This is a genomic window from Amycolatopsis sp. NPDC104775, assembly GCF_055583325.1.
Genome location: NZ_JBVJOE010000006.1, coordinates 145,878 through 159,644, shown reverse-complemented (window position 1 = coordinate 159,644; position 13,767 = coordinate 145,878). Strand labels below are relative to the sequence as shown.

The window sequence follows — 13,767 nt, the reverse complement described above, 5'->3', positions numbered from 1 at the left end:
GGATCAGCGAGTGCCGGAAATCTTGGCGCTCCCGAGCACGAGGTCGCCAGCCTGGTCGTCTCGCCGATAAAGGACCACTACCTGGCCAGGTGCCACGCCGCGCAACGACTCGCGCAACTGGATGGAGACTCGCCCGTCTCCATCCACTTCGGCGACTGCGTCGGCAATGCCTCCGTGCGCACGAACCTGGACCGTGCATTCGGTCGGCCCGTCCAAGGCTCGTCCGCTCGGCCAGATCGCCCGGTCCGCGTCGATGGCCTGAACACCGAGGTCAGCCGACGACCCGACCTTCACCGTGCCCGAAACCGGCTCGAGCGAAAGGACATACCGCGGTCGCCCATCAGCGGCCGGCGCATCGATGCCGAGGCCCTTCCTCTGGCCGACGGTGAACCCGTGCACTCCGGTGTGTCGCCCAAGCACCGCTCCGGTCTCTGCGTCGACGAGTTCACCGGGACGCTCACCGAGCCGCTTCTCCAAGAACTTCTTGGTGTCACCGTCCGGGATGAAGCAAATGTCGTGGCTGTCCGGCTTCCGCGCGACAGAGAGCCCGCGCTGCTCCGCCTCGGCACGCACATCAGACTTCCAGGAGTCGCCCAGCGGAAACATCGCGTGACGAAGCTGTTCTGGCTGCAGTGAAGCCAGAACATATGACTGGTCCTTGCCTTCGTCCGCACTCCGGCGCAGTTCCAACTCGCCGTCAACGGTCGCTAGGCGCGCATAGTGGCCGGTCGCTACCGCATCGAAGCCAAGCGCGAGAGCCTTCTCAAGCAACGCCTCGAACTTGATCTTCTCGTTGCAAGTCACGCAAGGGTTCGGCGTACGGCCGGCCGCGTACTCACCGACGAACGTCTCAACAACCTCTTCGGTGAAGCGCTCCGCGAAGTCCCAGATGTAGAACGGGATGCCGAGGATGTCCGCAGCCCGGCGAGCGTCGTGCGAATCCTCGATAGTGCAGCAGCCGCGGGAACCAGTCCGCAGCGTGCCAGGCTGAGCTGAAAGTGCTAGGTGCACTCCGACGACGTCATGGCCAGCGTCCACTGCACGCGCAGCGGCGACGGCCGAGTCGACTCCACCGCTCATTGCAGCCAGTACCCGCATTGCTTTACACCTCTTGCTTCTGCGTCTGCTTGCGCATGCCGGCGAGGCCGGCTTGTCGGGCACGGGTGACGACGCCACCGATCTCGCGCGCCAGCGTGTGCACGTCGTCCAGTGTCGACGTGTGGCCGAGCGAGAATCGAAGCGAACCGCGGGCTGCGGCGGCGTCTGCTCCCATTGCCAGGAGAACGTGACTTGGCTGCGCGACACCTGCGGTGCACGCCGAGCCGGTGGAACACTCGATGCCCTTGGCGTCCAAGAGCATCAGCAGGCTGTCGCCCGCGCAGCCGGGGAAAGTGAAGTGAGCGTGGCTCGGCAAACGCTCTCCGTCGCGGCCGTTCAGAATCGCGTCCGGGACCTCGCGCAGGACCGCCGCGACGAGTTCATCGCGCAACTTCTCGACCCGGTCGGCGTACTCCGCGCGACCGCTGATCGCGGCTTGCACCGCGGCGGCGAAGCCAGCGATCGCCGGGACGTCGAGAGTGCCGGAGCGAACACTGCGCTCTTGGCCACCGCCGTGGAGGACAGGGACGCATGAGGTGTCCCGGTCGAGGAGCAGCGCGCCGACGCCGTACGGGCCGCCAAGCTTGTGCCCGGTAAGCGTCAATGCGGCTGCGCCGGATGCAGTGAAGTCGACGGGAACCGCACCTACCGCTTGAACGGCATCGGTGTGCAGTGGGATCGCGTATTCGTTGCAGACCTCGGCAAGAGCCGCGACTGGATTGACCGTGCCGACCTCGTTGTTCGCCCACATCACGGTTGCCAGGGCCACAGTCTCCGGTGCCGAAGCAATCGCGGCGCGGAGCGTTTCCGGCGATACCCGGCCCTGGTCATCGACCTCAAGCCAGGTGATCTCGGCGCCGGAGTGCTGCTCCAGCCACTCGACCGTGTCGAGGACCGCGTGATGTTCGACCGTGCTGCAGAGAATGCGACGCCGAGCCGAATCCTCGCCGTGGCGGGCCCAGAAGATGCCCTTGACCGCGAGGTTGTCACTCTCCGTACCGCCACCGGTGAAAATAACTTCCGATGGCCGCGCGCCCAGAGCAGCAGCGATCACTTCGCGCGCTTCCTCGACGGCTCGCCGAGCTCGCCGGCCCGAAGAATGCAGTGCAGAGGCGTTGCCCACGGTGGACAAAGCCTCAGTCATCGCCGTAATGGCTTCGGGCAGCATCGGAGTCGTTGCCGCATGGTCGAGATAGGTCATCGCTCTATCAGGGTAGACCGATGCGGCCTGTGACGAAGCTCGCCCCGGGCCGCGGAGTGGCACGTCACACCTGTTTCGGCCACCTGCTCGTCAGCCGGACGCCGAGCAATGCCAGCAGGACGAGGGCGATGCTGAGCAGTCCCATCGCGGCGGAAGGCTGGGCGGCGGACGCGACGGCGGCCAGGAGGACTCCGCCGAGACCGATGAGCAGCGCTGATCCAACCCAGTCCGCGAGCTGCATCGCGGAGGTGTTGAACCCCCGCTCGCCCTCCGGCGAGTAGCGCAGCAGGAGGACCGAGATGGCGGGCATCGCGATTCCCATCCCCGCTCCGCCGACTGCGCAAACAGCGAAGGCCACCCAAGCCGGGAACCACGGTTGGGCGACGAAACCGAAGCCGACCAGGCCCACCGCGACGAGCGCGAAGCCGGTGCGCAGCGATGCCTCGCGGGACCAGTCGAGGAATCGGCCTTGGAGAGCCGAAGCGGCGGACCAGCCAAGCGCGGTGATAGTCAGCGGCAAGCCAGCGAGCGCAGGGCTGTAGCCGTGAACGGCAGTCATGGTCAGCGGGAGGTACGCCTCCATGCCCGCGTACGCACCGGCGATCAGGGCGCGAGAGGCAACGACTGTGGGCAATCCGGGGCGAGAGGTCATGGTTCCGGTGGGCAGGAGCTTGCGCAGTGCGACGGCTAGCGCGATCAGGCCCAAGGCTCCGTACGCGATTGCGGCAGGCGAAGGGTGTTGCGCGGCCCAACTCAGGGCAGCGACTCCGAGCGCGGCGACGACAGCGGCGATGACGCCTGCGCGACGTCCGGCTGGCATCGGCACGTGGACGGGTAAACGACGGGTGATCTTGCAGAGAAGAACGATGCCGATCCCGACCAGCGGAAGCAGCCCGAGGAAGACCCATCGCCAGCCCACGGTCACGGTCACCAGGCCAGCCACAGAAGGGCCGATGACCGCGGGCAGGACCCAAGCCGCCGCGTTAGCCGCATAGATGACGGGGCGTTCGCGGTCGGTGAACGTCAGGGCGATCAGCAGCGAAACGGATACCAGCAGAAATCCCGAGCCGAATCCCTGCAAGGCACGGCCGACCAGGAGCATCGGCATCGTTGTGGCAACGCCTGCTACAGCCAGTCCCGCGGCGAACAGCGCCGGCCCCACCAGGAGAGCTGGCGCTGGGCCTCGACGGTCACCCAGCCGTCCGGACAAGACGGTGGCGACGACGCTTGCCACCAGGAACGTGGTGAACGGCCAGGAGTAGAGCGAGAGACCGTGGAGTTCGGCGACCAGCGTCGGCATCGCAGTGGCAACGCCCATATTTTCAAAGGCCACCAGCGTGACCACAAGCAGCAGGCCGACGGTGACAAGGCGGTGTTCGCGACTCCAAAGGACGCTCTTTCGAGGCTGCGCTTCGACGGTCTGGCTCATGATCGCGAGCTTGCAACCTCCAGCGCCCTGGAGGTCAAGTCGCCCACCGGCCTTCAGGGGGTGGGACGCCTCGCATCGCGGTGGAATTCGGGGGCAGGGATGACGTCCCGCGACTCAGCCTGTGGAGCTACGGCAGGGCAACGAGGGGCGCTCAGCACAAGAAGCCGATGACGCCGGGTAGCTGTCGACGCTGTAGTGGTGTCCAGACCGCCGGATCAGTGCCCCTTGCGGGTACGGATAAGCACGTCTCTGTCACGACGCCGGGTGGGGCCGGGGTGGGCAAACGCGACAGAAGCGTGGGTGTTGCCGTTGACTGGCGAATCGAGCCTGCGGTTCGGAATGTGCTGGATGCTGGTTGGCTTTAAGTAGGACGTACAGCGACCGAAGGAGAGTGCGAACCGAGATGCGAGCCATCACTTTCGCCGAGTACGGCGGGCCCGAGGTGCTTCAACTGAAGGATGTTCCGGTACCGGAGCCTGGTCCGGGGCAGGTCCGGGTCGCCGTCCGGCGTGCGGGGATCAACCCGATTGATTGGAAGATTCGTTCGGGCGCGATGGCCGGCGGTGCGGCGCTCGAAGGTCCGCAGATTCCAGGGCTGGAGATCGCCGGAGTGGTCGACGCTGTGGGCGATGGTGCCGAATTCAGCGTTGGAGACGAGGTGTTCGGCTGGTCGACGACCGGCGGGTACGCGGAGTTCGCGGTCGGCGGTGCGATCGTTCGCAAGCCAGCTGATCTCTCCTGGGATGACGCCGCGGCGTTGCCGGTTGCTGGCGAAACTGCGTTGCGCGTGTTGCGTCTGCTCGACGTCAAAGCAGGCGAACTGTTGCTTGTCCACGGAGCGAGTGGCGCTGTCGGTCGTTTCGCGACACAGATCGCGGTCGCGTTGGGTGCGACGGTAATCGGAACGGCTGGACAGCACAATCTCGATGAGGTGAAAGCGCTAGGCGCGATTCCGGTGCGTTACGGCGATGGGTGGCTGGAGCGGGTCCGCGAAGTGGCAGACCGACCGGTCGATGCGGTGTTCGACGCGTCCGGTCATGGCGTTTTGCCGGAATCAGTCGAGTTGCGCGGATCGAAGGAGCGCATCGTGACTATCGCCGACGGTGCGGCGTTTCAGCTTGGGTTGCCGTTCTCGTCTGGCGGTCCAGACGGACAGACGCAAGAGGTGCTGAACGAGATCCTGGGATATGTCCGCAATGGACTGCGGATCGCGCAGGGGAAGACCTTCAGGCTTGAGGAAGTAGCAGCTGCGCAGGAGGAGAGCCGGAATGGGCATCCCGGTGGGAAGCTGACTATTGCCGTTTCCTGACCACGATTGTCGGCTAGACTCGAAAGTGGTGCAGGTCCGGCGGCTTGACAGGGTGGCGTGGCCGTTTTGCGGCAACCGCGGCAGACGGACCGTTGCCGCTCAGTGGCGAATGTTCAGAACAGTGAGCAGACGCTGAGACAGGCGACTGTTGCCACTCAGCGGCGACAAGTGGGACGAAGAAGCTAGGCATGCCTGCGCGAGTGACTTGTCGCCATGAGGTGGTCGCGTTTGGCTGGGCAGCGGTTACAGTCGACGAGACGGGAGTCGCAGCCATCAGGCGGCTAGGCGAGCTGGGTGGCTTTTCGCCGTTGAATGGCGAATGGGTTGGCTGAGGTAAGCCGAAAGCCGACGGGCGGAGCGGGAGAGACGCGGAGGCGTGTCGCCAAAAAACGGCAACTCTCCTCCGCGGCTCCGTGACCAGGGTGTTCGTCAGTGCACGACTGGCTGGGAAGACGCGCGACGGCCAACCAAAACCCGGCGGCGCTGCGGCGGGATCCGGACTGTGCCGAGGGCCGAGTGGACAGCCGCCTCGGCAAGCGCCGCCAGCGAACGGCGGTCTTCGGCGCGGCCGGGGGCGATTTCCGGGCACACGTGCACTTCCAGCACCAGACCGCGCAACGCGGCGACCCGGCGCAAGGACGCGATAAGTGATTCCGGACCGATGAACGCCGGCTGGCTGGTTTCGCGACCGTCAGAGAGGCGGTAGCGAAGGGCGATCGGCCGGACCGGGACGCCGCCGTCGATCGCGGCTTGGAACGTGGCCGTGGTGAAGCGGCCGGAAGCCAGGCCGCACCAGGTGGTGCCCTCGGGAGTGACGTTGACGAGCGCGCCGCTGCGGAGACTGTCGGCAAGTTCGGCCATAGTGCCCGGCAAGGTGCGCAAACGGTTGCGATCCAGGAAGATGCTGCCGCCGCGACGCACGAGGGTGCCGAGGACCGGCCAGGAGCCGATCTCGATCTTCGCGAGCGCGCGCATCGGGCGTAGTGCGTTGATGGCGATGATGTCCAGCCACGAGATGTGGTTGTTCACCACCAGCGCACCGCGGCCGGCCGGGGCGGCGAGAAAGTCCTCGCCGCCCACCACGGACATCCGCACGCCGAATGCTCGCAGCACCGCCCGGAAAATCCGGCGCAGCAAGCGTTCCCGGGCCCGGCCGCGGATAACCAGCAACGCAGGCGCGATCAGCAGCGCGGCGAAGACCACTGAAACTGCTGCTGTGAAGCGCAAAAACCGCCGAGCCAAGCCGACTGTCGGCGCGCCCTCGGTGAGGCAACCGTCACCGCAGGGCGACGTCGGCATCCATGCGTGGCTCATCCTTGCGCTCCGAGGAAGAACTTCAAGTACCGTTCATCGACCTGCTGCAGGTCGAGAAGGACGAAAAAGTCCGCGACCCCGAAGTCGGCGTCGAGGGCCGGCGGGCCGCACACCTTGGCGCCCAGCCGCACGTAACCCTTGATCAGCGGCGGGAGCACGGCCCGGTCGGGACGCGCGACAGCGCTGGGGTCCCACGGGATCAACGGCGAAACGCGCAACGAGTCGTCGGCGTGATGCTTGGTGCGCAAGACATCCCAGACGCCCGCGGCGTAGCTGCCGTCATCGTTCAGCGGGACCGAAGCGCAGCCAGCGAGGTAACGATGTCCGGAAAGGAGCATGTAGCGTGCGATCCCGGCCCACACCAGGCTCACCACGGCGCCGCTGCGGTGGTCAGGGTGGACACAGGATCGTCCGGTCTCGACCAAGGACGGCCGCAATGCGGCGAGCGTCGTCAAGTCGAATTCGCTGTCGGAGTAGAGCATTCCGGCTTGCTCGGCGCGCTCCGGCGGAAGCATGCGGTAGCAGCCGACGATCTCGCCGGTGTTGTCGTCGCGGACCACGAGGTGGTCGCAGAATTCGTCGAAGCGGTCGACGTCCCGGCCGGGCTCCGGGGAATGCAGTTCCGCCCCCATCTCCTCGGCGAAAACCCGGTATCGCAGTTTCTGTGCGGCGAGCACTTCATCGTTCCCGTTGGCGACCAGAAGCGAATACCGCGGCGCGCCTGCGGGAAGGTCGGCACCCGCCTGATCAGTACTGACGAGGAGCTGTGACGACGTCATGGTCAAGGTGTACCTGCCGGTAAGCGGCCTCGGAGAGTGCCAATCGATGACCGGTCAGTGCACGTTGAGTTAATTGCCGGTTCTCAGGTTCCTCTCAGGCTGGAGGGAAGCGCCTGGAGAACGCGGAAGGCCGCCGCGTGGCGAGCACGCGACGGCCTTCCGGGCTGGAGAAACGTCAGCCCTTGCGCTTGTCGACAGCCTCGGTCAGCTGCGGCGCGACGTTGAACAGGTCGCCCACCACGCCGAAGTCGGCGATCTCGAAGATCGGAGCCTCGGCGTCCTTGTTGACCGCGATGATCGTCTTCGACGTCTGCATGCCGGCGCGGTGCTGGATCGCACCAGAGATGCCGAGCGCGATGTACAGCTGCGGCGACACCGTCTTGCCGGTCTGGCCGACCTGGAACTGCGCCGGGTAGTAGCCGGAGTCGACAGCGGCACGGGACGCGCCGACAGCCGCGCCGAGCGAGTCGGCCAGCTTCTCGACGACGTCGAACTTCTCCGCCGAACCGACGCCGCGGCCACCGGACACGACGATCGACGCCTCGGTCAGCTCCGGACGGTCGCCGCCCACGACCGGCTCGATGCCGGTGATCTTGGCCGACTTCGCCGGGTCCTGCGCCGGGATTTCGACGGTCTCCTCGGCGGCCGCGCCCTCGGCAGCCTCTGCCTCGACCGCGCCCGGACGCACCGAAACGACCGGCGCTCCCTTGGCGGCCTTGGCCTTCACGGAGAATGCGCCACCGAAGATGGATTGGTCCACGGTGCCGTCAGCGTTGACGCCGACCGCGTCGTACAGCAGACCGGAGCCCAGCCGCAGCGCGACCCGCGCGGCCACCTCCTTGCCCTCGGCGCTGGCGGCGACGAGCACCGCGGCCGGGGAAACCTGCTCGGCGAGCTTCGCGAGCACGTCGACCTTCGGGGTCACCAGGTAACCGGCAGCGTCGTCGCCCTCGGCGACGTACACCTTCGCCGCGCCGTGGCCGGCGAGCGCTTCCTTGGCCTTCGCCGCGGTGCCGGTCGGGCCCACCACGACGGCGGAGGGCTCGCCAAGGGCGCGCGCAGCGGTCAGCAGCTCGAGCGTGACCTTCTTGACATCACCGTCGACGTGGTCGACGAGGACGAGTACTTCAGCCATTTTCCGGAATCCTCCTCGAAACCGTGTCTCAGATGAGCTTCTGCGCGACCAGGTACTCGGCGACCTTCGAGCCGCCGTCGCCCTCGTCCTCGACCTTCTCGCCCGCGGTGCGCGGCGGCTTCGGCGAGGCTTCGACGACCGTCGACCACGCGTTGGCGAGACCGACCTCGCCCGCATCGATGCCCAGGTCGGCGATGGTCAGCGTCTCGACCGGCTTCTTCTTCGCGGCCATGATGCCCTTGAACGACGGGTAGCGCGGCTCGTTGATCTTCTCGCTCACGCTCACCAGCGCCGGCAGGTTCGCCTCGAGGTGGGTGATGCCGTCTTCGGTCTCGCGGTCTGCCTTCACGGAGGAGCCCTCGACGGTCAGCTGGCGCACGTAGGTCAACTGCGGCACGCCGAGCAGTTCGGCGAGGATCGCGGGCACAGCGGCACCACGGCCGTCAGACGCCTCGTTGCCGGCCAGGATCAGGTCGAAACCCTCGACCTTGCCGACCGCGGCGGCGATGACCTTCGCCGTGGCGATCGCGTCGGAGCCGTGCAGCGCCTCGTCGGACACGTGGATGGCCTTGTCGGCGCCCATGGAGAGGGCCTTGCGGATCGCGTCGGTCGCGCGGTCCGGGCCGACCGAGATCACGGTGACCTCGCCCTCACCGGCTTCCTTGATCTTGAGGGCCTCTTCGACGGCCTTCTCGTTGATCTCGTCGAGCACGGCGTCGGCGGATTCGCGGTCAAGGGTGTTGTCGGAACCGGAGAGCTTCCGCTCCGAGTAGGTGTCCGGTACCTGCTTGACCAGGACAACGATGTTCGTCATGGGTCTTCTTCGACCTCCCGGTTGGGGCCGGCTCTCGGCCGCGGGACAGTGCTCTACTGAGCGGTAGATTAGGGGCAATTCCGCGGCCGGACCCCTCGAGGTGACGGCATTCACCTGGATGAGCAATCTATTGGGACCATCGTCCTAGTAGTTGTCCGGTTAGCCCGTCCAGCGCGCCACTCGCCCGATCGGACCAACGGTCACTTACTCGCAGTAGGCCGTTAGGGGTTACGCTCCGGCACCATGTCCGCGCACATCGCCGTAGTCACCGACTCGACCTCGTGCCTGCCCGAGCAGCTCGCCGCTCAGTGGCGAATCAGTGTCGTCCAGGTCCAGCTGCACGTCGGCGACCAGACGGACGACGAGCACCGCTTCGACCGGACCGAGCTCATCCAGACGATGAAATCCGGCGCGGCCGTCACGACTTCGCCGCCCGACCCGGGCGCGTTTTTCTGGAGCTATCAGGACGCGGCTTCCGCCGGCGCGTCCGCGATCGTGAGCCTGCACATCTCCGGACGGCTTTCGCAGACCGTCGAAGCCGCCCGCGAAGCCGCCCAGCAGGTCCGGATTCCGGTGCACATCCTCGACAGCGGGACGGCGAGCATGAGTCTCGGCTACGCAGCGGTGTCCGCCGCCCGGGTCGCCGGAGCAGGCGGACAGCTCGAACGGGTCCTCGACGCCGCGGAACGGCGAGTGCGCAACTCGACCGAACTGATCTACGTCGACACGCTTGAGTACTTGCGGCGATCGGGACGGATCGGTGCCGCCCAATCGATGCTCGGGAGCGCGTTCGCGATCAAGCCGCTGCTCACCGTCCGCAATGGAGAAGTGAGCCCGCTCGCCCGGGTTCCCGGCACTAAACGAGCGATGAACCGGCTCGTCGACCTGGCCGTGAAGGCCGCCGGTGACCAGCCCGTCGACCTCGCGGTGACCCGATTCGGCTCCGACGAGACTGAGATCGTTCAGCGGCTGCGGGAGCGCGTGCCCGGCGCGGGCGAGATCGTGGTGGGCGACGCGAGCACCGTGATCGGCGCTCACGTCGGCCCTGGTGCGCTCAGCATCACGGTGTCGCCGTCGAACTGACCTCGATTCGCCGCCCAGGGACCAAAAGCACCACAAGCGGCAGCAGGACCGTCACCGCTAGCCCGCCGATGATGAGCACCTGGTCGAGTTGCGGATAGTGCGCGACGTGACCCGCGTGGTAGACGAGGTGCGGGACCGCGAACAGCAGCGCCGCGACCGCCACCCACCGCGCGACAGTTGTGGTACCCATCACGGCAGCGCCGACCAGCATCGTGCCGAGCGCCAGGCTGAGGCCGCCGAAATCGATGATGAAGTGCTCGTTGTAGGGCCCGTCCATCGAGACCCAGCCGTGCCGGAAACCGGGAAAGTCCTGGTAGAACCCGGTCGGATCGAGCAGCGGCCAGAGCCCCTGCACCAGGGTGTAGAGGCCGAGCAGAAGCAGGAGGATGCGCGTGATCGTCCGTTGCATACGGCTGGAACGAGAGGGCTGCGCGAAACGTGACAGGCGCTAGGGTCGCGCAGGTGACCAACGCAGCCACCCGGGCCGAGGCACTGCACCTCACCGGCGAACGAACCGTCCCCGGCATCCCCGAGGAGAACTATTGGTTCCGCCGTCATGAAGCCGCCTACCTCGCCCTCCTCCCCCACTGCACCGACGCGACGGTGCTCGAAGCCGGCTGCGGCGAGGGCTACGGCGCCGGGCTGATCGCCCAGCACGCCCGGCGAGTACTGGCGCTGGACTACGACGTGCCGACCACCGAGCACGTCGCACGCCGGTACCCGGATGTCACCGTCGCGCGAGCGAACCTGGCATACCTCCCTCTGCGGGACGGCGCTGTCGACGTAGTGGCGAACTTCCAGGTGATCGAGCACCTCTGGGACCAGGCCGGTTTCCTCGCCGAGTGCTTCCGCGTCCTGCGCCCCGGCGGCAAACTGCTGGTCACGACCCCGAACCGGCTCACCTTTACGCCGGACAGCGACACCCCGCTCAACCCGTTCCACACGCGCGAACTGGCACCGTCCGAAATGGACGATCTGCTGCGCTCAGCCGGGTTCACAGTCGCTGCCCTGTACGGGCTGCACCACGCGGAATCCCTGCGCACCTTGGAAACCCGCTACAACGGGTCCATCATCGACGCTCAATTGGACGTCGTCATGGGTTCCCTTCCCGGGCAGGCCACCTGGCCCGCTGACCTACTCGCGGACGTCGCAGCGATCCGAGCCGATGACTTCGTCGTGCATGACGACGACCTTGACGCAAGCCTCGACCTGGTGGCCGTGGCGGTGCGCCCGTGAGCGCCCGGAACCCCGAGCACGAAGGCACGTTCTGCCTCGTCCTGCACAGCCACCTGCCGTGGCTGCCGCACCATGGCAGCTGGCCGGTCGGCGAAGAATGGCTGTACCAGGCGTGGACGCATTCCTACCTGCCGGTTGTCGACCTGCTGCGCCGTTTCGCCGCTGAGGGGCGACGCGACGTCCTGACGTTCGGCATGACGCCAGTCCTCGCCGCGCAGCTTGACGATCCATACGCTATCCGCGCCTGCCACGACTGGATCGGCCACTGGCAGCTGCGCACACAGCACGCATCGACGCTCTGGCGCGGCGACCCATTGCTGCGGGACCTCGCCACGGCCGAGCACCAAGCCGCGATGCACGCCGCCGAAGAGCTGGAAACGCGCTGGCGGCACGGTTTCTCGCCGATCCTCCGGTCGCTTGTGGACAGTGACACGATCGAACTGCTCGGCGGACCTCTGGCGCATCCGTTCCAGCCATTGCTGGACCAGCGAGTGCGACGGTTCGCCCTCCAGGCCGGACTTGAGGACACCGCGCTGCGCGTTGGCCGCGCACAAGAAGGTATTTGGGCACCTGAATGTGGTTATGCACCGGGAATGGAACGAGATTACCACGACGCCGGAGTGCGACGCTTCCTTGTAGATGGCCCTTCACTCCATGGTGACACCTCCGCCGCGCATCCCGTCGGCGACTCTGACGTCATCTGCTTCGGCCGCGATCTGGAAGTCACCTACCGCGTCTGGTCACCGAAAGCAGGTTATCCAGGCCATGCGGCGTACCGAGATTTCCACACCTGGGCACACGAAGTCGGACTGAAAGCGTCGCGTGTCACCGGTAAAACCGTTGAACCGCAAGACAAAGCTCCCTACGACCCCGCGCTCGCCGCGGACGTTCTAGGCTCGCACGTCAAGGATTTCGTCGAAACGGTCGTCGCGCGGCTGAGGTCGCTCCGCGAGCAACACGGCCGTGAATCGCTGGTAGTCGCGGCCTACGACACCGAACTCTTCGGTCACTGGTGGCACGAAGGGCCCGCGTGGCTCGAAGGAATCCTGCGCGCACTGCCCGAAGCCGGCGTCCGGGTGACCACTTTGCGCGGCGCGCTCGAGGCCGGACACCTTGGCGAACCGGTTCAGCTGCCCGCGTCTTCCTGGGGCTCCGGCAAGGACTGGCGAGTCTGGGATGGCGAACAGGTAGCGGACATGGTGCAGGACAACACCGCACTGCAGACACGGTTGCTCGACTTGGTCGACAGGCAGGACGGGACCACTCGCGACACCGTCGCCGATCAGGCTGTCGCCGAGGCGATGATGGCGCTGTCCAGCGACTGGGCGTTCATGGTCACTAAAGACTCCGCCGCCGACTACGCGCGTCGGCGCGCCCGTGTGCACACCGAACGATTTGATGCCTTGGCAGGACTGTTGCGCAGCGGGGATCGTGCTCGCGCGCTTGCTCTGGCTGAGGAATACCGCCGGGCCGACGGCCCGTTCGGACATCTGGATGCGCGCGCCCTGCGCCGTTCACACCCGTGACGATCGAAGGGAATTCCATGGGAATCCGCGACCTGCCTCTCAAGACGCTGTCCGGCGAAGACACCACTCTCGACGGACCGCTGGCTGGCAAGACTCTGCTCGTCGTGAACGTGGCGTCGAAGTGCGGGTTGACACCCCAGTACAGCGGTTTGGAACGCCTGCAGGAACGCTATGGCGACAAAGGCTTCTCGGTCGTCGGATTCCCGTGCAACCAGTTTGCCGGCCAAGAGCCAGGCACCGCGGAGGAAATCCAGACGTTCTGCTCCACGACGTATGGAGTCTCGTTCCCGCTGTTCCAGAAGATTGACGTCAACGGCGATCGGCGGCACCCGCTCTACGCGAGCCTCACGGATACTCCCGACGCGGACGGCGAAGCCGGTGACGTGCAGTGGAACTTCGAGAAGTTCCTGATCAGCCCGAACGGCGAGGTACTCGGTCGCTTCCGCCCGCGTACGGAGCCGGAAGACGAGACGGTCGTCGCGGTGATCGAAGCGGCTCTACCTGCTTGAGCTTCGGACCTGCTCTCCGGCCTGCGTCGATTCGCCGCGGCCGGAGAGCCTTTGCCGTTTTTCGGCGAATACCAGTCGAGCACCGAGCTGGTTGGCTTCCGAAGGAGGCGTCGCGGGCCGTCGGTTTCTGCCGTTGCCGTTCGGCGGCGAACGTCGGGCGTTCACCGCCTCTGCTCGCCCGCGGCGTTCTCGCCTCTCATCGGCAAATGCCTACTAACGGCGTGAGTCACCGTGAGCGAACGTCTCCACGCATCCCAACATCAGCCTGTCGCCAAGGCCGAGGATGCCGTCGCCGTTCAAAGGCAAGTTCGACACCTCTGGTCGGCGTGGCTCA

General features: G+C 66.5%; 13 protein-coding genes. 5 read left to right on the top strand and 8 right to left on the bottom strand.

Annotated features, from left to right (window positions below; translation table 11 throughout):
* Window positions 1-3 precede the first annotated feature (3 nt).
* The 3 genes from mnmA to ACZ63D_RS26910 all read right to left on the bottom strand — a co-directional run bounded on the left by mnmA (window position 4) and on the right by ACZ63D_RS26910 (window position 3,728).
* Window positions 4-1,098 carry a tRNA 2-thiouridine(34) synthase MnmA gene (mnmA, locus tag ACZ63D_RS26920; RefSeq protein ID WP_465357142.1) on the bottom strand — a complete coding sequence of 365 codons (1,095 nt, stop codon included), beginning with the start codon at window positions 1,096-1,098 and terminating at the stop codon, window positions 4-6.
* A gap of 4 nt (window positions 1,099-1,102) precedes the next feature.
* Window positions 1,103-2,299: a cysteine desulfurase family protein gene (locus ACZ63D_RS26915; RefSeq protein WP_465357141.1), complete on the bottom strand. Its 1,197-nt coding sequence runs from the start codon at window positions 2,297-2,299 to the stop codon at window positions 1,103-1,105.
* Window positions 2,300-2,363: 64 nt separating this feature from the next.
* Window positions 2,364-3,728 carry an MFS transporter gene (locus ACZ63D_RS26910; RefSeq protein ID WP_465357140.1) on the bottom strand — a complete coding sequence of 455 codons (1,365 nt, stop codon included), beginning with the start codon at window positions 3,726-3,728 and terminating at the stop codon, window positions 2,364-2,366.
* A 403-nt stretch (window positions 3,729-4,131) separates the two neighbouring features.
* On the opposite strand from ACZ63D_RS26910, the gene ACZ63D_RS26905 reads away from it, so the two are divergent.
* Window positions 4,132-5,037, top strand: a complete 906-nt coding sequence (locus ACZ63D_RS26905) for an NADP-dependent oxidoreductase (RefSeq protein WP_465357139.1) — start codon at window positions 4,132-4,134, stop codon at window positions 5,035-5,037.
* A gap of 429 nt (window positions 5,038-5,466) precedes the next feature.
* On the opposite strand, the gene ACZ63D_RS26900 is transcribed toward ACZ63D_RS26905, so the two are convergent.
* From ACZ63D_RS26900 to ACZ63D_RS26885, 4 genes are all read right to left on the bottom strand, one after another.
* Complete coding sequence (locus ACZ63D_RS26900) at window positions 5,467-6,351, bottom strand: lysophospholipid acyltransferase family protein (RefSeq protein WP_465357138.1); 885 nt, start codon at window positions 6,349-6,351, stop codon at window positions 5,467-5,469.
* Complete coding sequence (locus ACZ63D_RS26895; protein ID WP_465357137.1) at window positions 6,348-7,130, bottom strand: GNAT family N-acetyltransferase; 783 nt, start codon at window positions 7,128-7,130, stop codon at window positions 6,348-6,350. Before ACZ63D_RS26895 ends, ACZ63D_RS26900 begins: the two co-directional genes overlap by 4 nt.
* 175 nt (window positions 7,131-7,305) lie before the next feature.
* Complete coding sequence (locus tag ACZ63D_RS26890) at window positions 7,306-8,265, bottom strand: electron transfer flavoprotein subunit alpha/FixB family protein (RefSeq protein WP_452075672.1); 960 nt, start codon at window positions 8,263-8,265, stop codon at window positions 7,306-7,308.
* Between the two features lie 28 nt (window positions 8,266-8,293).
* Window positions 8,294-9,079, bottom strand: coding sequence for an electron transfer flavoprotein subunit beta/FixA family protein (locus ACZ63D_RS26885; protein ID WP_370939680.1), 786 nt, complete (start codon window positions 9,077-9,079; stop codon window positions 8,294-8,296).
* A gap of 243 nt (window positions 9,080-9,322) precedes the next feature.
* On the opposite strand from ACZ63D_RS26885, the gene ACZ63D_RS26880 reads away from it, so the two are divergent.
* Window positions 9,323-10,162, top strand: coding sequence for a DegV family protein (locus ACZ63D_RS26880; protein WP_465357136.1), 840 nt, complete (start codon window positions 9,323-9,325; stop codon window positions 10,160-10,162).
* Here ACZ63D_RS26880 and ACZ63D_RS26875 read toward each other — a convergent pair.
* A complete protein-coding gene (locus tag ACZ63D_RS26875) occupies window positions 10,140-10,571 on the bottom strand; it encodes a hypothetical protein (protein WP_465357135.1) in 432 nt (143 codons plus the stop codon). The two genes, ACZ63D_RS26880 and ACZ63D_RS26875, sit on opposite strands and share 23 nt — an antisense overlap.
* A gap of 53 nt (window positions 10,572-10,624) precedes the next feature.
* Between ACZ63D_RS26875 and ACZ63D_RS26870 the strand changes: the two genes are divergently transcribed.
* The 3 genes from ACZ63D_RS26870 to ACZ63D_RS26860 are packed head-to-tail and all read left to right on the top strand — an operon-like array spanning window position 10,625 to window position 13,433.
* Window positions 10,625-11,398, top strand: a complete 774-nt coding sequence (locus ACZ63D_RS26870; protein WP_465357134.1) for a class I SAM-dependent methyltransferase — start codon at window positions 10,625-10,627, stop codon at window positions 11,396-11,398.
* Complete coding sequence (locus ACZ63D_RS26865) at window positions 11,395-12,924, top strand: 1,4-alpha-glucan branching protein domain-containing protein (RefSeq protein WP_465357133.1); 1,530 nt, start codon at window positions 11,395-11,397, stop codon at window positions 12,922-12,924. The genes ACZ63D_RS26870 and ACZ63D_RS26865 overlap by 4 nt, the downstream gene beginning before the upstream one ends.
* Window positions 12,925-12,941: 17 nt before the next feature.
* Entirely contained in the window at window positions 12,942-13,433 is a 492-nt protein-coding gene (locus tag ACZ63D_RS26860) for a glutathione peroxidase (RefSeq protein ID WP_465357132.1), read from the top strand.
* Window positions 13,434-13,767: the final 334 nt, after the last annotated feature.